This is a genomic window from Streptomyces olivochromogenes, from assembly GCF_001514115.1.
GTDB classification, from domain to species: Bacteria; Actinomycetota; Actinomycetes; order Streptomycetales; family Streptomycetaceae; genus Streptomyces; species Streptomyces olivochromogenes.
In genome coordinates, this window is the sequence record NZ_KQ948468.1 from 181394 (window position 1) to 200315 (window position 18922).

General features: G+C 71.3%; 20 protein-coding genes. 9 read left to right on the forward strand and 11 right to left on the reverse strand.

Annotated features, from left to right (window positions below; all coding sequences use genetic code 11):
• Window positions 1-79: 79 nt before the first annotated feature.
• Entirely contained in the window at window positions 80-745 is a 666-nt protein-coding gene (locus AQJ27_RS37530; protein WP_067379156.1) for an SDR family NAD(P)-dependent oxidoreductase, read from the reverse strand.
• A gap of 292 nt (window positions 746-1037) precedes the next feature.
• Between AQJ27_RS37530 and AQJ27_RS37535 the strand changes: the two genes are divergently transcribed.
• Together AQJ27_RS37535 and AQJ27_RS37540 are read left to right on the forward strand one after the other, a co-directional pair.
• Window positions 1038-1445, forward strand: coding sequence for a CoA-binding protein (locus AQJ27_RS37535; protein WP_067378935.1), 408 nt, complete (start codon window positions 1038-1040; stop codon window positions 1443-1445).
• A gap of 74 nt (window positions 1446-1519) precedes the next feature.
• On the forward strand, window positions 1520-1960 hold the full coding sequence (locus tag AQJ27_RS37540; RefSeq protein WP_067378938.1) for a GNAT family N-acetyltransferase: 441 nt from the start codon (window positions 1520-1522) through the stop codon (window positions 1958-1960).
• A 29-nt stretch (window positions 1961-1989) separates the two neighbouring features.
• On the opposite strand, the gene AQJ27_RS37545 is transcribed toward AQJ27_RS37540, so the two are convergent.
• From AQJ27_RS37545 to AQJ27_RS60940, 3 genes are all read right to left on the reverse strand, one after another.
• Window positions 1990-2838: an alpha/beta fold hydrolase gene (locus AQJ27_RS37545; RefSeq protein WP_067378941.1), complete on the reverse strand. Its 849-nt coding sequence runs from the start codon at window positions 2836-2838 to the stop codon at window positions 1990-1992.
• 126 nt (window positions 2839-2964) lie between these two features.
• Window positions 2965-5181 (reverse strand): catalase/peroxidase HPI, encoded by a 2217-nt coding sequence (gene katG / locus AQJ27_RS37550; RefSeq protein ID WP_067378944.1) that lies wholly within the window; start codon window positions 5179-5181, stop codon window positions 2965-2967.
• On the reverse strand, window positions 5165-5425 hold the full coding sequence (locus tag AQJ27_RS60940) for a hypothetical protein (RefSeq protein WP_425275255.1): 261 nt from the start codon (window positions 5423-5425) through the stop codon (window positions 5165-5167). Before AQJ27_RS60940 ends, katG begins: the two co-directional genes overlap by 17 nt.
• A 135-nt stretch (window positions 5426-5560) precedes the next feature.
• Here AQJ27_RS60940 and AQJ27_RS37560 point away from each other — a divergent pair, with 135 nt between their 5' ends.
• From AQJ27_RS37560 to ppk2, 4 genes are all read left to right on the forward strand, one after another.
• Window positions 5561-5977 (forward strand): Fur family transcriptional regulator, encoded by a 417-nt coding sequence (locus AQJ27_RS37560; RefSeq protein WP_067379159.1) that lies wholly within the window; start codon window positions 5561-5563, stop codon window positions 5975-5977.
• Between the two features lie 179 nt (window positions 5978-6156).
• Window positions 6157-7311 (forward strand): inorganic phosphate transporter, encoded by a 1155-nt coding sequence (locus AQJ27_RS37565; protein WP_067378948.1) that lies wholly within the window; start codon window positions 6157-6159, stop codon window positions 7309-7311.
• Between the two features lie 19 nt (window positions 7312-7330).
• Window positions 7331-7567 (forward strand): hypothetical protein, encoded by a 237-nt coding sequence (locus tag AQJ27_RS37570; protein WP_067378951.1) that lies wholly within the window; start codon window positions 7331-7333, stop codon window positions 7565-7567.
• A gap of 21 nt (window positions 7568-7588) precedes the next feature.
• Window positions 7589-8473 carry a polyphosphate kinase 2 gene (gene ppk2, locus AQJ27_RS37575; protein ID WP_067378954.1) on the forward strand — a complete coding sequence of 295 codons (885 nt, stop codon included), beginning with the start codon at window positions 7589-7591 and terminating at the stop codon, window positions 8471-8473.
• 17 nt (window positions 8474-8490) lie between these two features.
• On the opposite strand, the gene AQJ27_RS37580 is transcribed toward ppk2, so the two are convergent.
• On the reverse strand, window positions 8491-8850 hold the full coding sequence (locus AQJ27_RS37580) for an ArsR/SmtB family transcription factor (protein WP_067378956.1): 360 nt from the start codon (window positions 8848-8850) through the stop codon (window positions 8491-8493).
• A 62-nt stretch (window positions 8851-8912) separates the two neighbouring features.
• On the opposite strand from AQJ27_RS37580, the gene AQJ27_RS37585 reads away from it, so the two are divergent.
• Window positions 8913-10088 (forward strand): cation diffusion facilitator family transporter, encoded by a 1176-nt coding sequence (locus tag AQJ27_RS37585; RefSeq protein ID WP_067379162.1) that lies wholly within the window; start codon window positions 8913-8915, stop codon window positions 10086-10088.
• Window positions 10089-10092: 4 nt separating this feature from the next.
• Here AQJ27_RS37585 and AQJ27_RS37590 read toward each other — a convergent pair whose 3' ends face one another.
• Window positions 10093-10650 carry a YbaK/EbsC family protein gene (locus AQJ27_RS37590; protein ID WP_067378957.1) on the reverse strand — a complete coding sequence of 186 codons (558 nt, stop codon included), beginning with the start codon at window positions 10648-10650 and terminating at the stop codon, window positions 10093-10095.
• A gap of 43 nt (window positions 10651-10693) precedes the next feature.
• Complete coding sequence (locus AQJ27_RS37595; protein ID WP_067378960.1) at window positions 10694-11266, reverse strand: helix-turn-helix domain-containing protein; 573 nt, start codon at window positions 11264-11266, stop codon at window positions 10694-10696.
• A gap of 107 nt (window positions 11267-11373) precedes the next feature.
• On the opposite strand from AQJ27_RS37595, the gene AQJ27_RS37600 reads away from it, so the two are divergent.
• Entirely contained in the window at window positions 11374-12240 is an 867-nt protein-coding gene (locus AQJ27_RS37600; protein ID WP_067378962.1) for a DMT family transporter, read from the forward strand.
• Between the two features lie 17 nt (window positions 12241-12257).
• Here AQJ27_RS37600 and AQJ27_RS37605 read toward each other — a convergent pair whose 3' ends face one another.
• A complete protein-coding gene (locus AQJ27_RS37605; protein ID WP_067378965.1) occupies window positions 12258-13025 on the reverse strand; it encodes an acyltransferase in 768 nt (255 codons plus the stop codon).
• A gap of 130 nt (window positions 13026-13155) precedes the next feature.
• Between AQJ27_RS37605 and AQJ27_RS37610 the strand changes: the two genes are divergently transcribed.
• The gene (locus AQJ27_RS37610) at window positions 13156-13686 is read left to right on the forward strand and encodes a gamma carbonic anhydrase family protein (RefSeq protein ID WP_067378967.1); all 531 of its coding nucleotides are present in this window, start codon (window positions 13156-13158) and stop codon (window positions 13684-13686) included.
• Between the two features lie 148 nt (window positions 13687-13834).
• Here the strand turns inward: AQJ27_RS37610 and AQJ27_RS37615 are convergent, their stop codons facing one another.
• From AQJ27_RS37615 to AQJ27_RS37625, 3 genes are all read right to left on the reverse strand, one after another.
• Complete coding sequence (locus AQJ27_RS37615) at window positions 13835-14485, reverse strand: DedA family protein (protein WP_067378970.1); 651 nt, start codon at window positions 14483-14485, stop codon at window positions 13835-13837.
• A gap of 74 nt (window positions 14486-14559) precedes the next feature.
• Window positions 14560-16179 carry a carboxylesterase/lipase family protein gene (locus AQJ27_RS37620; RefSeq protein ID WP_235613710.1) on the reverse strand — a complete coding sequence of 540 codons (1620 nt, stop codon included), beginning with the start codon at window positions 16177-16179 and terminating at the stop codon, window positions 14560-14562.
• Window positions 16176-18635, reverse strand: a complete 2460-nt coding sequence (locus tag AQJ27_RS37625; protein ID WP_067378973.1) for a beta-glucosidase family protein — start codon at window positions 18633-18635, stop codon at window positions 16176-16178. The genes AQJ27_RS37620 and AQJ27_RS37625 overlap by 4 nt, the downstream gene beginning before the upstream one ends.
• Window positions 18636-18922: the final 287 nt, after the last annotated feature.

Sequence of the window (18922 nt, forward strand, 5' to 3'; positions counted from 1 at the left end):
CGACCCTAACGTCTACTTGCATAAGTCAAGCAATACCGATGGGGGCCGAGGGTCCTCAGGGCCACTCGGGCCCCGCTCCTCAGGAGTCGAGGTCGTCGGCGAAGTGCCGGTAGCCGTGCCGGTCCTGATGGATGTTCCAGATGGTCTCCGCGAGCGCGGCGGGGTCCTTCCTGGGGTGTCCGGGGCTGATCGCGCCGGGGATGACGAGTTGCGCGACGTGGATGCCCTCGTCGGCGAGCACGCCGTGCAACAGGTGTCCGTAGGCGCTCTCGGCGGCGAAGGCGAGGGAGGTGCCGGCCCGGTCGGGGTGGGGTACCGCGGCGGTGCCGCCGTTGACGAAGAGGATGGTGCCGCGGCCGAGGGCGCGCATGCCGGGCAGCACCTGGTGCACGGCGACGACGGGGCCGTACACCGAGAACTCGATCGGTCCCACGAGGTCGGCGGGGGTGGTCTCCAGGACCGGCCGCATGAACTCCCGCTGCGGGACCGGGCTGTACTGCATGACCTCGATGGGCCCCAGGGTCGCGGTCGCCGCGTCCAGCGCCGCTTCGAGGGCCTTCGGGTCGCGTACGTCGGCCGCGAAACCGCGCGCCGTCAGGCCCTCGCCCGCCAGATCGGCGGAGAGGGTGCGCGCCCGGTCCGTGGTGCGGGTGATGAGAGCGACGTCGAACCCCGCGCGGCCGAACCGCCGTGCTACGGCGACTCCGAGGCCGGGTCCGGCTCCGATGATGGCGATGGTGGTCATGGTCTTCCTTGGGGCCTCGGGGGTGGGGCAATCCACGAGGGGCAGCATGCCCCCGGTGGGCCCCCGCCGCTCGGCGATCTCGCGGACCTTGCCGACGACGGCGAGGTCGGCGCACAGCCCGTCCTGCTGGACCTCGGGTCCCTTGCTGCCCAGTGTCATGGTGCGCAGGGCGTACGTCCCCTCGGTCGCCACAGGGAATCACCGTGTGCCTCATGCTGTTGACCCGCTGAGCACGCATGGCAGGCCACGCGGGCCCAGGACAGTCCTCGACACCAGACCCAGGAGGCCGACCGTGTACGGCGACCCGGCAACGATCCGCAAGATCCTCACCGAACTCGGCGACACCTGGGCGATCGTGGGCCTCTCGTCCAACGAGCGGCGCGCGGCGTACGGAGTCGCCGACGTTCTCCAGCGTTACGGCAAGCGGATCGTCCCCGTGCACCCGAAGGCGGAGGCCGTTCACGGCGAGAAGGGCTACCCGTCGCTGGACGCGATCCCGTTCGACGTCGATGTCGTCGACGTCTTCGTCAACAGCGACCTCGCGGGGCCCGTGGCCGACGAAGCCGCCGCCGTCGGTGCCAAGGCCGTCTGGTTCCAGCTCGGAGTCATCGACGAGGACGCGTACGGCCGTACCCGCGCCGCCGGACTCGACATGGTCATGGACCGCTGCCCCGCCATCGAGATCCCGCGCCTCGGCTGAGCGCGTCCGCATGGCAAGCCGGTTCGGGGCAAACCCGGTTGACGGCCGGTGGTGGGCATCGGTTTGCTGCTCCGGTGTCCACACTCACCTTTCAGCAGTCGGACGACGAGGCCGGTCTCAAGGACTGGCAGTACGTCCACAATGTCATCGTGCCACCCGCCGCCATGTCGCTCGACGAGGTCCGTGAGCGGGCCGGGCGCAACCACCTGGAGGTCGCCTACCTCGGCGACGTCCTGGTGGGCTGCTCGACCGTGCGTCCGCCCAAGGACGGCGGCTCGACGGCCACGGTGATCGCCCGGGTCCTGCCCGGACACCGTCGGCAGGGGTTCGGTGAGGAGCTCTACGAGCGAGGGCTGAAGCAGGCGCGGGCGCTGGGCGCGGACGTGATCGAGACGGTCGTACTGGCGTCCAACGAGGACGGGCTGCGGTTCGCCGTGCAGCGCGGGTTCGTCGAGATCGAGCGGTATGTGCTGCCGGGCGAAACAGCCGAGTGGGTAGACCTGCGGCTGGCCTGAGCCCGGCCGGCCTCGGTCACCCCGCCCGGTCACCGCGCCCGGTCGAGGAACGCCGTCACCGTTTCGGTGAAGCGCCGGGGGTCGTCGAGCCACGGATGGTGGCCGGCCCCCGGCTGGACGATCAGCTCCCCCTCGGGGAACAGCTCCGCCACGGTGGCGGCCACGCGCGGCAGCGGGCCACTGTCGAGTTCGCCCGCGAGCAGCAGGACCGGGGCGTCCAGCGCGGCGACGGCGGCGCGGGCCACGGCAGGTTCGAACGCGCCGGCGGACGCGTACAGGTCCGCGGCCTCCTCGTTGGTCTGCTCGACCTCGGTCGCGGCGTGCGCCTGCGCGGTCGCGTCCCAGTGGCCGTAGAAGAACGGGGCGACGGCGTCCCAGTCGGCATCGGCCGTCGAGCCCGCCCAGATCCGTTCGTAGGCGTCGTACGCCGCCGCGAACCACGGCTCGGCCCTGCGCCGCGCGGCCGCCTCCCGGCGGTGCTCCTCGGTGAAGTCGACACCGAGGGCCCGGGCGCGCCCGGTGACCGAGGTGAGGGTGCGGACGCGGTCCGGATACCGGGCCGCGTACAGCAGCGCGAGGTCGCCGGCCGCCGAGTGGGCGAGGAGATCCACCCGCTCCAACCCGAGGTGCGCCCGGAAGGCCTCGACGTCGTCCACCTGCCGGTCGCAGCGGTACGTCGCCGGGTCGGCCGGGACGGCGGAGTCACCGGTCCCCCGCAGATCCAGCAGGAACAGCCGGCGGTGCCGCGACAGCCCGCCGAGATCGCCGAGACAGGCGGAGGCGCGCATGGGCCCACCGGGCAGACACAGCAGCGGCTCGCCCTGGCCCGTGACGTGGTAGGCCAGTTCGGTCCCGTCGGGGGCGGAGAAGATCGGCATTCCGTCATCCTCACGACGACGGGACGCTCGGAGCAAGCGTTTTACGCACGCCGAGGACGGTCCCCCGGACCAGAAGACGTCCAGGCCGGCCCGTACGGACCGGCCTGGACGTCCTGACCGGGTCGATCAGACGAGGTCGAACCGGTCGAGGTTCATGACCTTGTCCCACGCCGAGACGAAGTCCCTCACGAACTTCGCCTTGGCGTCATCGCCCGCGTAGACCTCGGCGAGCGCGCGCAGCTCGGAGTTCGAGCCGAAGACGAGGTCGGCTCGGGTGCCGGTCCACTTGACCTCGCCGGTGGCGTCGTCGCGGGCCTCGAAGGTGGTCGCGTCCTCGGAGGTCGGCGTCCACGTCGTGCCCAGGTCGAGCAGGTTGACGAAGAAGTCGTTGGTCAGCGTTCCGGGGGTCGCGGTGAGGACACCGTGCGCCGACTGCTGGTGGTTGGCGCCCAGGACGCGCAAGCCACCGACGAGGACCGTCAGCTCGGGAGCGCTCAGGGTCAGCAGGTTCGCGCGGTCCAGCAGCAGGTACTCGGCCGGGAGGCGGTTGCCCTTGCCGAGGTAGTTGCGGAACCCGTCGGCGATCGGCTCCAGCGCGGCGAAGGACTCCGCGTCGGTGTGCTCATCCGTCGCGTCGACGCGGCCCGGGGTGAAGGGCACCTCGACGTCGTGACCGGCGTCCTTGGCGGCCTTCTCGACGGCGGCGCTGCCGCCGAGCACGATCAGGTCGGCCAGGGAGACCTTCTTGGCACCGGTGTTGAACTCCCGCTGGATGCCCTCCAGTGTGCGCAGGACCGCCGCGAGCTGGTCGGGGTCGTTGGCCTGCCAGCCGCGCTGCGGCTCGAGGCGGATGCGCGCGCCGTTGGCGCCGCCGCGCTTGTCGCTGCCGCGGAACGTCGAGGCCGACGCCCAGGCGGTGGAGACCAGCTGCGGGACGGTCAGACCCGAGTCGAGGATCTTCGCCTTGAGGGCGGTGACGTCGTCGGCGCCGATGGCCTCGCCCTCCGCCTCCGGCAGCGGGTCCTGCCACAGCAGGGTCTCCGCCGGGACCTCCGGGCCGAGGTAGAGCGACTTCGGGCCCATGTCACGGTGGGTCAGCTTGTACCAGGCACGGGCGAAGGCGTCCGCGAACTCCGCGGGGTTCTCGTGGAAGCGGCGGGAGATCGGCTCGTAGATCGGGTCGACGCGCAGCGAGAGGTCGGTGGTGAGCATCGTGGGCAGACGCTTCTTCGACGGGTCATGCGCGTCGGGGACGGTCGCCTCGGCGTCCTTCGCCACCCACTGGTTGGCGCCCGCGGGGCTCTGGGTCAGCTCCCACTCGTAGCCGAAGAGGTTGTCGAAGAAGCCGTTGCTCCACTGGGTGGGCGTGGTGGTCCAGGTGACCTCCAGGCCGGAGGTGATGGCGTCCGCGCCCTTGCCGGTGCCGTAGGTGCTCTTCCAGCCCAGGCCCTGTGCCTCGATCGGGGCGGCCTCGGGGTCGGCGCCGACGCTCTCCGCCGGGCCCGCGCCGTGGGTCTTGCCGAAGGTGTGACCGCCCGCGATGAGGGCGACCGTCTCCTCGTCGTTCATCGCCATGCGGCGGAACGTCTCACGGATGTCGCGGGCCGCGGCGATCGGGTCCGGGTTGCCGTTGGGGCCCTCGGGGTTGACGTAGATGAGGCCCATCTGGACCGCGCCGAGCGGGTTCTCCAGCTCGCGGTCGCCGGTGTAGCGCTGGTCGTCGAGCCAGGTGGTCTCGGGGCCCCAGTACACGTCCTCCTCGGACTCCCAGACGTCCGCGCGGCCGCCGGCGAAGCCGAAGGTCTCGAAGCCCATCTGCTCCAGGGCGACGTTGCCGGTGAGGATCATGAGGTCGGCCCAGGAGAGGCTCTGGCCGTACTTCTTCTTGACCGGCCACAGCAGGCGGCGGGCCTTGTCGAGGTTGCCGTTGTCCGGCCAGCTGTTGAGGGGGGCGAAGCGCTGCTGGCCGGCGCCGGCGCCGCCGCGGCCGTCGCTGATGCGGTAGGTGCCCGCGCTGTGCCAGGCCATCCGGATCATGAACGGGCCGTAGTTGCCGAAGTCGGCCGGCCACCAGTCCTGCGAGGTGGTCAGCACCTCGGCGATGTCCTGTTTCACGGCCGCGAGGTCGAGGGTCTTGAACGCCTCGGCGTAGTCGAAGTCCTCGCCGAGGGGGTTCGCCACGGCGGGGTTCTTGGCGAGGATCTTCAGGTTGAGCCGCTCCGGCCACCACTGGCGGTTTCCGCCGCCCTGGGTCGGATGCGCGGCGCGACCGTGCGCGACGGGGCAGCCGCCTGCGCCCTCCGACTTCGCATCGGTGACGATTGCATCATGGTTCTCGGACATGGGAATCCTTCCGGACGGGGCGGATCACTGTGCTCAGGAACTGCGGGCGGTGGAACAGTCGGTCGAAACAGTCGAAACAGCCGGGGCACAGGCCCCTGGGGACGTCGTCGACGACACCGTACGACCGGCGCATGACGTAGTGGTGGCAGTCGCCGACGCGTCGCTCGAACCGGGTCGGGCTGCCGGGCTCCGGGATGCGCTCGCGACCGAAGTGGGCGAGCTCCACCCGTCTTCTGAACGTCACGTGCCTTTCCCTGCTGTTGTCCGGTCTCTTGGCTGTCGCCGGAACCGATCCTACGATGGACCCAGTCCAAGTCAATACGAGAACCAGACCCGTACGGATTCATTCGTCGGACAAGGCATGATGAGGCTGGTGAGCATGAGTGACCTGCTCGAACGACTTCGCGGACGCGGCTGGCGGATGACCGCCCAGCGCCGGGTGGTCGCCGAGGTACTCGACGGCGAGCACGTGCACCTCACCGCGGACGAGGTGCTCGCACGCGCCACCGCCCGGTTGCCGGAGATCTCCCGCGCGACCGTGTACAACACCCTCGGCGAGCTCGTTTCGCTCGGCGAGGTGATCGAGGTGGCCACCGACGGCCGCGCCAAGCGCTACGACCCGAACGCCCACCGTCCCCACCAGCACCTGGTGTGTTCGGGCTGCGGCGCCGTCCGGGACGTCCACCCCAGCGGCGATCCCCTGTCCGACCTGCCCGCCTCCGAGCGGTTCGGCTTCACCGTCTCCGGTGTCGAGGTGACCTACCGGGGCCTGTGCCCCGACTGCGGCCGCGCATAGGACGGGACCGGGCGGAGGACGGGTACCGCACACAGGGCGAGTTTCAGCCACCGCACACCGACCGGTCCCTGAGCGAACCGCGTCGAGGCCCGCCCCCCGTACCGTCACCTTCACTCCGGCTCACACCGCCTTCGCCTCCGGTTCGCCCGGCGTACGCCTGCCCTCGCTTCCATGAGGGGATGGACCACATCACGTTCCTCGTGGCGGTCGTCATCGTCACGGCGTTGGCCTTCGATTTCACGAACGGATTCCACGACACGGCGAACGCGATGGCCACGTCCATCGCCACCGGGGCACTCAAGCCGAGAACAGCGGTCCTCATCAGCGGCGTCCTGAACATCGGCGGAGCGTTCCTGTCCACCGAGGTCGCGAAGACCATCTCGGGCGGCATCGTGGACGACACCCTGGTCACCCCAGGAATGATCTTCGCCGGCCTGGTCGGGGCGATTCTCTGGAATCTGCTGACCTGGCTGCTCGGACTGCCCTCCAGTTCCTCGCACGCCCTGTTCGGCGGACTGATCGGGGCGGTGTGGGTCGGCGCGGGCGAACACGGCGTGCACGTCGACAAGGTGGTCGAGAAGGTACTGATCCCGGCCGTGGCCTCGCCGATCGTGGCGGGCGTGGCCGCGCTGCTGGCCACCTACCTCGCGTACAAGATCACCGCACGGGCCCGCCAGGACTCGGTGACCAAGGGCTTCCGGCTCGGCCAGATCGCCTCGGCCTCGCTCGTCTCCCTGGCGCACGGCACGAACGACGCCCAGAAGACGATGGGCGTCATCACGCTGACGCTGATCTCGGCGGGGGCGCTGGGCCACGACGCCGGTCCCCCGGTGTGGGTGATCGCGTCCGCCGGTCTCGCCATCGGACTGGGCACCTACCTCGGCGGCTGGCGGATCATCCGCACGATGGGCAAGGGCCTCACCGACATCCAGTCGCCCCAGGGCTTCGCGGCCGAGGCCGCCGCCACCACCGTGATCCTCACCTCCGCCCACCTGGGCTTCGCGCTCTCCACCACACAGGTCTGCTCCGGCGGCATCCTCGGCGCCGGCCTGGGCAGGCGACTGGCCGAGGTCCGCTGGGGCACCGCGGGCCGCATGGTGATCGCCTGGCTGGTCACGCTGCCCGCCGCCGCGCTGGTCGGCGGGGTCTCGGCGAGTGTGGTGAAACACGGCGGCACCTTCGGCACCGTGGTGATCGCCCTGTGCGCCGCCGCGGTCGCCGCGTTCATCGTGCTCGCCTCGCGCCGCAACCCGGTGCGTGCGGACAATGTGAACGACGCCCACGAGGTCACCGTCCGTGCCGCTGCGCCGACGACCGTCGGCACCGTCGCCTGAGCCAAGGGGAAGTCGTACGATGCATGTGGACTGGACCGCACTCGGTGAGGTCACCGCGGTGAGCATCGCCGTCACTGTCGGAGTGGTGGTCGTCTTCGCGCTCGGCGTGCTGGGCGTCTCCCAGGTCGAGGCGGCACGCGAGAAGGACGCCGGCGGCACCCACACCCTCGGCTTCGCACAGGCCGGACTGTGTTTCCTGGCCTGCGCGGCGATCGTCGCGCACGGAATTTACCTGATCGTGCCGCAGTTCCACTGAATTGAAGCCGGGGAGGCCGCGATGACGCCATTGCTGGCGGGTTTGACCGTCGATTACAGCGACCACGACGACCCGGTACTGATCCGGTCGGACGGCAGTCCGGTGGAGACCTGGCGTGAGAACTACCCGTACCACGAGCGCATGGAGCGCAAGGAGTACGAGTGGCACAAACGCCTGCAGCAGATAGAACTGCTGAAGCTGCAGAGTTGGACCAAGGCGACCGGCCGCCGTCTGGTCATCGTCTTCGAGGGGCGTGACGCGGCCGGCAAGGGCGGCACGATCAAGCGGTTCACCGAGCATCTCAATCCGCGCGGTGCCCGGGTGGTGGCGCTGGAGAAGCCGACCGAGCGCGAGCGCGGCCAGTGGTACTTCCAGCGGTACGCGGAGCATCTGCCGACCGCGGGCGAGATCGTCATGTTCGACCGGTCCTGGTACAACCGGGCCGGCGTCGAGCGGGTGATGGGCTTCTGCACGGACGACGAGTACCGCCGCTTCATGCGGCAGGCGCCCGCCTTCGAACGGATGCTCGTCGACGACGGGGTGGACCTGATCAAGTTCTGGTTCTCCGTGTCGCAGGGCGAACAGCGCACCCGTTTCACGATCCGCCAGGTCGATCCCGTACGACAGTGGAAGCTCAGCCCCATGGACCTGGCCTCCTTGGACCGCTGGGACGACTACACCGCCGCCAAGGTCGCCATGTTCCGCGAGACGGACACCGAGCAGGCCCCCTGGACCGTGGTGAAGAGCAACGACAAGAAGCGGGCGCGCGTCGAGGCGATGCGCAGCGTCCTGGCCCGCTTCTCCTACACGGACAAGGACGAGGAGGTCGTCGGCAGCCCGGACCCGAGCATCGTGGGCGCGGCGGCGAACCTGCTGGAGGCGGGCGAGGACGACACCGGCCACTGAACGCGGCGGGAATTGCCTCAGTCGTGCGGCGGGCGGTGGGTGAGGCGGTGGTCGGCCAGGTTCAGCGCCTCGTCGACCACCCTGCGCAGATGGCCGTCACCGAGTGAGTAGATGACCCGGCGGCCCTCCTTCCTGGTGTTCACCAGACCGGCGAGACGCAGCCGGGCCAGATGCTGGCTGACGGCCGGGCGCGCGGCGCCGCAGGCCTCGGTGAGCGTCGTGACATCGGCCTCTTGGCCGGTCAGCGCGTGCAGGAGGGCGAGCCGGGTGCGGTCGCCCAGGAGGGCGAGGAGTTCGGCGGCGAGCGCGAACTGTTCCTCGCCGGGGGTACGCGGATGCGCATCATGCGCAGGTGATAGGTGCATGCGTGCGCTCATACGCACATAATGGTCCCATGGGCGCCGACACGTCCACTCCCGCGCACCGGAAGGGGACCCCCGTGAGCGACCGACACGACGAGCACGGCCACGACCACACCAGCGACGGTCGCGGCCACTCCCCCGATCACGGCACGCCCCACGGCCGTGACCACGGCCACGGCCACGGTCACGGCCGTTCGGGGCACGACCGCCCGCAGCCCCATCCGCACCCGCACCCGCACCCGCACGCCCACACCCACGGCACCCCTTCCGGGCTCCTCCCCCGTCTCCGTCACCTCCTCACCCCCCACTCCCACGAGACCGGCGACAAGCTCGACTCCGCGCTGGAGTCCTCGGCGCGCGGTATGCGAGCTCTGTGGGTGTCCCTCGTCGTCCTCGGTACCACCGCCGTGGCGCAGGCGGTCGTGGTCGTGGTCTCCGGATCGGTCGCGCTGCTCGGCGACACGGTGCACAACGCCGCCGACGCGCTCACGGCCGTCCCCCTCGGCATCGCGTTCGTCCTGGGCCGGCGCGCGGCGACGCGCCGCTTCACCTACGGCTACGGCCGGGCGGAGGACCTCGCGGGCATCGTGATCGTGCTGACGATCGCCGCGTCCGGTGCCTTCGCGGCCTGGACCGCGGTCGAGCGGCTGATCGACCCGCGCCCCGTGCACCACATCCCGGTCGTCGCGGCGGCCGCGCTGATCGGCTTCCTCGGCAACGAGTGGGTCGCCCGGCACCGCATCCGGGTCGGGCGTGAGATCGGCTCGGCCGCCCTCGTCGCGGACGGCCTCCATGCCCGTACGGACGGATTCACGTCACTGGCGGTGCTGGTGGGGGCGGGCGGCGCGGCACTGGGGTGGCAACTCGCCGACCCGCTGGTGGGCCTGGCGATCACGGCCGGGATCCTGCTGGTGCTGCGCGACGCCGCCCGCGAGGTGTTCCGGCGCGTGATGGACGCCGTGGACCCGGAGTTGGTCGACTCGGCCGAACGGGCCCTGCGGGAGGTCCCCGGCGTACACGGGGTGGGCGAGCTGCGGCTGCGCTGGATCGGGCACCGGCTGCGCGCCGAGGTGGCGGTCGTGGTGGACGGCGAGGCGAGTGTGCGACAGGCGCACCGGATCGCCGTCGAGGCCGAACACGCCCTGCTGCACGCCGTACCGAAGCTCACCGCGGCCCTCGTACACGCCGATCCGGCCCCCGCGCCGGGCGAGACGGACCCGCACCTGGCGCTGGCGCATCACATGGTCGCCTGACCGGTCAGGCGATGCCCAGCCCCTCCAGCACCACCGCGTTCGGCAGTTCAGCGAACGCCTTGCCCGGTACCAGCAGCTTCCCGCGCCGCCGGCCACTGCCCACCAGGACGTACGGCAGCTCGACGACCGCCGAGTCCACCAGCACCGGCCAGTCGCCCGGCAGTCCGATCGGGGTGATGCCGCCGTACTCCATGCCGCTCTCGCCGGTGGCGGTGTCCATCGGGGCGAACGAGGCCTTGCGGGCGCCGAGTTGGCGGCGGACGACACCGTTGACGTCGACGCGGGTGGCGGAGAGGACCACGCAGGCGGCGAGCGTGGTCTCGCCGCCGCGCTTGCCCGCGACGACCACGCAGTTGGCGGACTGGTCCAGCAGTTCCTTGCCGTAGTGCTCGACGAAGGTCGCGGTGTCGGCCCACTCGGGGTCTGTGTCGACGTACACGATCTGGTCGGCGGGGACTGTGCCGCGCCAGTGGCGTACGCCGTCCGCGACCGGGCGGGTGAGCCCGTCGAGGCAGTCGGGGGCGGCCGTGGCGTGGTCGAAGTGTCCGATGGGAGCGCGCATGAGCGCACGCTAACAGCCGCTCCGGTCCGCCCGGCGGGGTGTCTCAGTGCACGAGCGGGACCGATACCGCCATGACCATCTCCACCGGCACGTCGCCCTTGTTGGCATACGTATGGGGGGTGTTGGCCTCGAAGGACACGCTCGCGCCCTCGGGGACGCGGTAGTCGGTCCCGTCGACACTGAGGGTGAGTTCGCCCGCCATGACGTGGACGAGTTCGACCGTCCCCGTGGGGTGCGGGTCCGAGGGGCTGCCGTCGCCCGGCATGAGCCGCCAGTCCCACATCTCCAGCGGTCCGGGCGCCTCGGTACCGGCGAGGAGGCGGTTGTAGCTGCCCGCGTCCGTGTGCCACAGCCGTACGGCCTGTTCGGCCGGGACGATCCGGACCTTGGGGCCCTGCTCGTAGTCGAGGAGGGTCGTGATGCTGACGCCGAGCGCGTCACCGATCTTCACGACGGTACCGATGCTGGGGTTGGTCCTGGCCTGCTCGATCTGGATGAGCATGCCGCGGCTGACTCCGGCACGGCCGGCGAGCACGTCCAGAGTGAAGCCGCGCTCGGTGCGCCAGCGCTTGACGTTGCGCGCCAGCGACTGGGTCAGCAGGTCGAGATCCGACACATTCCGTCCATGAGACTGAGTCCAATATTTTATATTACAGAGTTCAATAGAATGAACTATGCTGTGGTGCACCTGATCGTTCACTGAACTGTACTGCGAGGGGCCCGATGACGGCACAGACAGCGCTCTTCGCCCTGGCCACCAGCCTCCTGTGGGGCCTGGCCGACTTCGGCGGAGGGCTGCTGACCCGGCGTACGCCCGCGCTCACCGTGGTCGTCGTCTCGCAGTCGATCGCGGCGGCGGTGCTGGGTGCGATCGTGGTCGCGACCGGCGGCTGGAGCGCGGCGGGACCGCAGCTGTGGTTCGCGTTCGCCGCGGGACTCGTGGGACCGGTCGCGCTGCTCTCCTTCTACAAGGCGCTCGCCCTGGGCCCGATGGGCGTCGTCTCCCCACTCGGTTCCCTGGCCGTGGCCGTCCCCATCGCCGTGGGACTCTTCCTCGGGGAGCGCCCCGGGCTGACGCAGGTGGCGGGCATCGCGGTCGCCGTCGTGGGCGTCGTGCTCACCGGCGGGCCCCAGTTGAGAGGCGCCCCCGTGCAGCGGCAGGCGGTCCTGCTCACACTGATCGCCGCGCTCGGTTTCGGCACGGTGTTCGTGCTGATCGCGGAGGCGTCCTCGTCGGTGACCGGGCTGTTCCTCGCCCTGTTCGTGCAGCGCCTGACCAACGTCGCCACCGGTGGCACGGCGCTCCTCGTCTCCGTGCGGCGCGGCGCCGCCGCCCTTCCCGAGGGTGGCTTCCCCTGGCACTCCCTGCCCGCGCTCGCCTTCGTCGGCCTCGCGGACGTCGCGGCGAACGGCACGTACTCCGTAGCCGCCCAGCACGGCCCGGTCACGGTGGCAGCCGTTCTCGCCTCGCTCTATCCGGTGGTCACGGCCCTCGCCGCACGGGGCTTCCTCAGCGAACGGCTGCGCGGAATCCAGGCGGCGGGCGCGGGCCTGGCGCTGGTCGGCACGGTACTTCTGGCCACCGGCTGATCGGTACCCGATCGGCTTCAGGACGACTCGGCGTCCAGCTCCGCCAGCCGCTCCACGGTCTCCTCGTCCAGCTCCGACAGCGCGAGCAGTTGCTCCGGGGTCACCCCGTCGGGAATCGGGACCGGCGCGGGCGTCCGCAGCGGCGGCTGCCAGCCGTCGACCGCGTCCCAGCGCCGTACGACCCGGGCGGGGGCCCCCGCCACGACCGAGTGGTCCGGCACCGCGCCGCGCACCACCGCGCCGGCCGCCACCACGACGTTCCGCCCGATCCGCGCCCCCGGCAGGATCACCGCCCCGGTGCCGATCCAGCAGCCGGATCCGATCTCCACCGGCTCCATCCGGGGCCACTGCTTGCCGATGGGCACGTGCGGATCGTCGTACGAGTGGTTCGTGGACGTCACGTACACATACGGCCCGAAGTAGCAGTCGCTGCCGATCGTGACCGTCGTGTCGGCGATGACGTGGCTGCCGCGGCCGAGCACGACACCGTCGCCGACGCGCAGGATCGGGTCGGCGCCGAGGTCGAGATCGGGCATCAGACCGGCGGTGAGGGTGACCTGTTCGCCGACGATGCAGTGGGCGCCGAGGTGGATCCACGGTTCACCGAAGACGGTGCCCAGCGGGAAGGCGAGTCTGGTACCCGTTCCCATCGCGCCGAAGCGCAGCCGCCCCGGGTGCTCGGCCGTCACCGAACCCGTGCGCTGCACCCAGGCCCAGCACGCGTGGACGGCGCGCTGCGCGAGGCGGCGCCGCCATGATGAGAACACGTTCCTGTTGCTGGGCACCCGCTCACCGTACTCAGGGGGGCCTGGGCCCAGCAGAGATCACCGCTGTGATCTTCGCCCCACCGGGGCCGGGAGCGATGACATACGGTGCCGCTGTACCGCCGCCGCCGACGACAACGAGGAGACGCTGATGACGCAGCAGGCGCTGATCATGGGGATCGGCGGCAAGGAGCCGCAGGTGGACCCGGAGGCGTTCACGGCACCGACGTCCGTGGTGATCGGGGACGTCACCCTGCACGCGGGCGCGAGCGTCTGGTACGGCGCGGTCCTGCGCGCCGACTTCGGTCCGATCGTCATCGGCGCCGACAGCAACATCCAGGACAACTGCACCCTCCACGTCGACCCCGGCTTCCCGATCACGGTCGGCGAGCGCGTCTCGGTCGGCCACAACGCCGTGCTGCACGGGGCGACGGTCGAGGACGACTGCCTGATAGGCATGGGCGCCACGGTCCTCAACGGCGCGGTGATCGGCGCCGGTTCCCTGGTGGCGGCCCAGGCCCTGGTCACCCAGGGGATGCAGGTCCCGCCGGGCTCCCTGGTGGCCGGGGTCCCCGCCAAGGTCAAGCGCCCCCTGACGGAGGAGGAACGCCAGGGACTCACCCTGAACGGCACCTTCTACGTGGACCTGGCAAAGACGCACAAGGAAGCACACGGGAGCTGAAGCGCCCCTTCACGTGCGCGGGGCTGTGCTGTGCGCGTGGTTGTGCTGTGCGCGTGGTTGTGCTGTGCGCGTGGCTGTGCTCACTGTGCGGCTCCGCCGCGTGGGTGCGCCCAGCCACATACAGCCCGCACGCACCCGACAACAAAAGCTACTCGGCAGCCGCCACCGGCTCCCGCTCCCCCGTCTCGATCTCCGCCGCCGCCTTCTTCGCTTTGCGTTTCACGATCAGCATCGAGGCGAGCCCGATGAGCACGGCCACCACGAGCCCGACCCACGAGAACCGCTTCAGCCAGGACTCGGCGACGACACCCACGTAGTAGATGACCGCGGTGGTACCCCCGGCCCAGATGATCCCGCCCAGCACATTGGCGATCAGGAACTTCCAGTACGGCATCTTCAGCACACCCGCGAGCGGCCCCGCGAAGATCCGCAGCAGTGCGATGAACCGGCCGAAGAAGACGGCCCACATGCCCCACTTCTGGAAGGACCGCTCGGCGGTCGCGACGTGCCCCTCGCTGAAGTGCCTGGGGAACTTCGCTCCCAGCCAGGCCAGCAGGGGGCGCCCGCCCTTGCGGCCGATGGCGTAGCCGATGGAGTCGCCGACGATCGCGCCGATGCTGGCGCACGCCCCGAGGACGACGGGGTTGATACCCGAGTGCTGCGAGGACAGCAGCGCCGCCGAGACCAGGATGATCTCACCGGGCAACGGGATGCCCAGGCTCTCCAGGCCGATGACCAGGGCCACCAGCGCATAGATGCTGACCGCGGGCACCGTCTCGAGCCAATGCTGGACGTCCAACGCCGGTTCCTCCCGAATCGCACACTTCCCGGCGTGCGCCCGCGACGACGGGCGCACGCCGGGAAGCCTACCGCTCAGCCTCGCGCGGCGGCGTCCCACAGGTCGCACCGATGCTCCCGGTGGACGGTCGTGGTCACGCTGTTCCCGCCCCGGGAGGCGGTCCGCAGCAAGAACACCGGACCGGCTCCGCCGGGCATCTCGGGCTGCCCCTCGGCACGCGGCACCCCGCCCCTGACGAAGGACCCCCAGTACTGGATCATCTGCCGTGACAGCACCCGCTGCTCCGCGTTCAGCGGGGTGGTGAGCCCGAAGTGCTTGAAGAGGTACTGCACCTCGTTCACATGGGTCGCACCGAAGTCGAAGCTCGTGTGGAGATCGCGCAGCGAGGCGAACGGCGGCGAGGTACGGTCGGCGAACTCGTACGCGTACACGGGTCCGCGTCCGGCGAGCACCGCGTCGAGCCGCAGCGCCGGACACGCCATGAGGTAGTCGCCGAAGGCGGTGGCGTAGGCGAGGGTCGGCGACGCGTAGCCGTCGAGCGGATAGCGCTCGAGCACCCGTTCGCCCAGTTCGGTGCCCCAGGCGTCCTTCACGACCGCCGGGTACCGCTCGGCGGTGAGCGGGGTGCCGGCATGGTCGAACCGGGCGAAGGCGAACAGCCGCCCTTCGTCCTCGTTCGCCCCGTTGAGCACGGGGACCCGGGCCGCGGCCCCCTTCGCGTACGCCTCGAAGGGCTGTACCGGCAAGAAGGCGCCGCCCACGACGGGCCCCCAGTCGAATCCGCCTTGCGCGTCGAGGATCTCCGCGGACGACTTGCCGCGCAGACACGCCGCCGACAGATCGGCGCAGCCCACCTTCCGCGCGAAGGCCGCGCCGGCGGCCACGGCCGCCTCGTGGGTGCGCGCCGCGCAGTTCCCGTACGCGCCGCTCTCGACGATCCCCGCCCGGTACAGGCCCTTCGAGGTCGGCGAGGCCAGCTGGGTGCAGACCGAGCGGCCGCCCGCCGACTCGCCCGCGACGGTGACGCGGCCGGGATCACCGCCGAAACGGCCGATGTTCGCGCGCACCCAGCGCAGTGCGGCCTGTTGGTCGAGCATGCCGAAGTTGCCCGAGACCCCGTCGCGTGCCTCGCCGTCGAGTCCGGCCGTGGCGAGGAATCCCATGGCGCCGAGGCGGTAGTTGACGGTCACGACGACCGTGCCGGTCCGGCGGGCGAAGGTGTCGGGCACGATGTCCTCGCCGGCGCCCGCGGTGAGCCCGCCGCCGTGCAGCCAGACCATCACCGGCCGCCTTCCGGAGCCTTCGGGGACGTACACGTTGAGGTCGAGGCAGTCCTCGGTGTGGCTGGGCCGCTCGTAGCCGGGGTCCCAACTGGAGGTCTGCACACACCGGTTGCCGAAGCCCCGTGCGGTGCGCACTCCGCGCCAGGGTGCGACCGGCTCCGGGTCTTTCCAGCGGAGAGCGCCGACGGGCGGCTGTGCGTACGGGATGCCGAGGAACTGGCGTCCCTCGGCGGTGGCTTCGCCCCGGACCAGGCCGGCGGCGGTGCGCACGACGGTCGGGTCCTGCGCGGCGTGCGCCGGGGCCGGGGCGGCGTCGGCCGGAGTCGGGGCGGCGAGCGTGGCGGCGAGGACCGTCGCCCCCACCACCAGCGTGCGCAGACGGCCGGATCGGACGGTCCGCCCCCTGGTCACGCGCCCACCTCCACGCTGCCGCGCAGCCGCAGGTCCCGCGACGACGATCCCGCCCACACCGCGCGCCGCCCGGTGCCGAGGACCCAGTCGTGCCGCCCCGCGTCCCAGGACGACAGCGTGCGCGGGTCGAGGCGCACCGTCACCCGTCGCCGCTCCCCCGCCCGCAGCGTCAGCCGCCGGTACCCGGCCAGCACCCGTACGGCCTGGTCGAGCCGGAGATCGGGCGACGGCCCCAGGTAGACCTGCGCCACCTCGACACCGTCGCGCCGCCCGGTGTTGCGCACGGTGAAGGCGACCTCTCTTCCCCGGACCCGCAGATCCTCGTACGCGAACGAGGTGTACGAGAGTCCGTGCCCGAAGGGGAACAGCGGACGCACTCCCTGCGCGTCGTACCAGCGGTAGCCGACGTGGATCCCCTCCGAGTACTCCTCGGTGCCGTTCACGCCGGGATAGCGCTGCGGGTCGCCCGCGACCGGGTGGTGGGCGTCGTCGACCGCGAAGGACTGGGTGAGCCGGCCGCCGGGATCGCAGTCGCCGAACAGGACGGCGGCGGTGGCGGCCGCGCCCTCCTGGCCCGGGTAGTACATCTGGAGCACGGCGGCCGTGCCGTCCAGCCAGGGCATCGAGGTCGAGGACGAGGTGTTGAGGACGACGGCCGTCCGGGGGTTGGCCGCGGCGACGGCCTTGATCAGCCGCTCCTGGTTGCCGGGCAGCGCGAGTGTGCCGCGGTCCAGGCCCTCGGTGGCGTCCTCGTAGGCGAACAGGACGACGCTGTGGGCGGCGCGCGCGGCGTCCACCGCCTCGGCGACGTCCTGCGCTCGGGTCGCGCCGGTGATGCGCCGCAGCCGGAACAGCTGTCCCGTGTCGGCGCCCTGGGCGGTGATGGAGACCTGGTGCGCGCCCCGGGAGAGGTTCAGGGCCTTGCGGCGTACGGCGAGTCCGTCGGGCGCCGCGGAGACCAGACCGCCGCTGAAGTACTCGCCGTAGCCGGGCAGCGGCGGGAAGAGCTCGACGCCGTCGACGAACACCGTGGGCCGGATGCCGGAGTAGTGGATGACGAAGGTCCACTCGTCGGCGTCCGCGACGGTGAGCGTCCCCGTGTACGTCCAGGCCCCTCCGGCGGCGACGCGCTGGCCCTCGGTGTCGATGCCCGCGGTCAGCGCCCCGTCGGGGATCGCCTTGCCGAAGAGGTCCTCACCGAGCGCGTACGACACCCGGGCGCCGCCTCCCGCGCGGGAGCGGATGGCGTCGAGCGGGCTGTCGGCGTGGTCCGGGACGACGTGCGCGCTGCCGCCACCGCTGATGAACGGCAGGGAGCCGGTGGGGCCGACGACGGCGATGCTGCGGGCGGCGGCGCCGGTCAGGGGCAGTGCGTGTCGCCTGTTGCGCAGGAGCGTCGCGCCCGCCTGGGCGACTTCCCGGGCGACGGCCGCGCCCGCCTTCGGGTCGCGGGCGGGACGGGGCGGGACGCTGCCGTCGAGCAGCCCGAAGCGGTCCATCACGGCGAGGACGCGGCGTACGGCCCGGTCGACGTAGGACTCGGCCACGGCGCCGCTCTGCACGGCCGTCTTCAGGGCGGCCCCGAAGTACGTCCCGTCCGGCATCTCCATGTCGAGGCCCGCGGTGAGGGCGGTGACGGTGCTGTGGGCCGCGAACCAGTCGGTCATCACCCAGCCGCCGAAGCCCCACCGCTCGCGCAGGATGTCGGTGAGGAGCGTCTTGTTCTCACAGGCGAAGGTGCCGTTGACCTTGTTGTACGCGCCCATGACCGCTCCGGTGCGGGCGGCGACCGCCGCCTCGAAGCCACGCAGTTCGACCTCGTGCATGGTCTGCTCGTCGACCCGCACGTCGATGGAATTGCGGTCCTGCTCCTGGTTGTTCAGCGCGAAGTGCTTGACGGTCGCGATGAGGCCCTCGCCCTGGATGCCGCGGATCTCGGCCGCGACCAGGTCGCCGGCGAGCAGCGGGTCCTCGCTGAAGGTCTCGAAGTTGCGGCCCGCGTACGGGGTGCGGATGAGGTTGACCATCGGGGACAGCAGCACGTCCTGGCCGAGAGCACGGCCCTCACGCCCGATGACCTGCCCGTAGCGGCGGCCCAGGCCGGGGTCGAAGGCGGAGGCGAGAAGCACCGGGGCGGGCAGGGCGGTGGCGTGCCGGGTGACACGGACTCCGGCGGGGCCGTCGGCGAGGCGGAGCGGGGGGATGCCGAGGCGGGGTACTCCGGGTACGTACCCGGCCTGGCCGAGCGAGGCGGGGTCGGTGGCGCCGTGCAGCAGGGAGATCTTCTCGTCAAGAGTGAGTTTGACCATCAAGCCCTCTACGCGAGGGCCGGCGCCGGATCTGGACTCCGCCCGGGCGAGCGGAACGGGGCCGGCGGCGGTGGTGGCCGCCGCGGCGACCGCGATGGCGCCGCCCAGCAGACGCAGGGTCGAACGCCGGGAAAAGGTGTGGGACATGAGCCGTCACTCCTTCGGTGCGCGGGCACGTCGTCGTGAACCGCGGGTACGCGCGCCGACGACGGCGGCCGCGTTCGGCCCTTGAACACACCAGGCACGAGTCCGGACGTGACACGCCGTCACACGGCACGGGTACGGCGCGAAAACTATGACCGCAGGTGACTCGTGTCAATGAAATGAACAAGAACCGCCGACACCCCGACAACAACCGAAGGGACCGCGGCAGGGACCGAAACACGGACCACGACGGAGACCATGGCAGAGACCGCGGCTGGAACCACGGCAGG

Excerpts from the sequence above, each read along its gene's own strand:
- AQJ27_RS37565 (WP_067378948.1), top strand. The coding sequence starts at position 6,157 with ATGGACCACATCACGTTCCTCGTGGCGGTCGTCATCGTCACGGCGTTG.
- AQJ27_RS37600 (WP_067378962.1), top strand. The coding sequence starts at position 11,374 with ATGACGGCACAGACAGCGCTCTTCGCCCTGGCCACCAGCCTCCTGTGG.
- AQJ27_RS37545 (WP_067378941.1), bottom strand. The coding sequence starts at position 2,838 with ATGCCGATCTTCTCCGCCCCCGACGGGACCGAACTGGCCTACCACGTC.
- AQJ27_RS37530 (WP_067379156.1), bottom strand. The coding sequence starts at position 745 with ATGACCACCATCGCCATCATCGGAGCCGGACCCGGCCTCGGAGTCGCC.
- AQJ27_RS37560 (WP_067379159.1), top strand. The coding sequence starts at position 5,561 with ATGAGTGACCTGCTCGAACGACTTCGCGGACGCGGCTGGCGGATGACC.
- ppk2 (WP_067378954.1), top strand. The coding sequence starts at position 7,589 with ATGACGCCATTGCTGGCGGGTTTGACCGTCGATTACAGCGACCACGAC.
- AQJ27_RS37580 (WP_067378956.1), bottom strand. The coding sequence starts at position 8,850 with ATGAGCGCACGCATGCACCTATCACCTGCGCATGATGCGCATCCGCGT.
- AQJ27_RS37625 (WP_067378973.1), bottom strand. The coding sequence starts at position 18,635 with ATGTCCCACACCTTTTCCCGGCGTTCGACCCTGCGTCTGCTGGGCGGC.
- AQJ27_RS37590 (WP_067378957.1), bottom strand. The coding sequence starts at position 10,650 with ATGCGCGCTCCCATCGGACACTTCGACCACGCCACGGCCGCCCCCGAC.
- katG (WP_067378944.1), bottom strand. The coding sequence starts at position 5,181 with ATGTCCGAGAACCATGATGCAATCGTCACCGATGCGAAGTCGGAGGGC.
- AQJ27_RS37570 (WP_067378951.1), top strand. The coding sequence starts at position 7,331 with ATGCATGTGGACTGGACCGCACTCGGTGAGGTCACCGCGGTGAGCATC.
- AQJ27_RS37610 (WP_067378967.1), top strand. The coding sequence starts at position 13,156 with ATGACGCAGCAGGCGCTGATCATGGGGATCGGCGGCAAGGAGCCGCAG.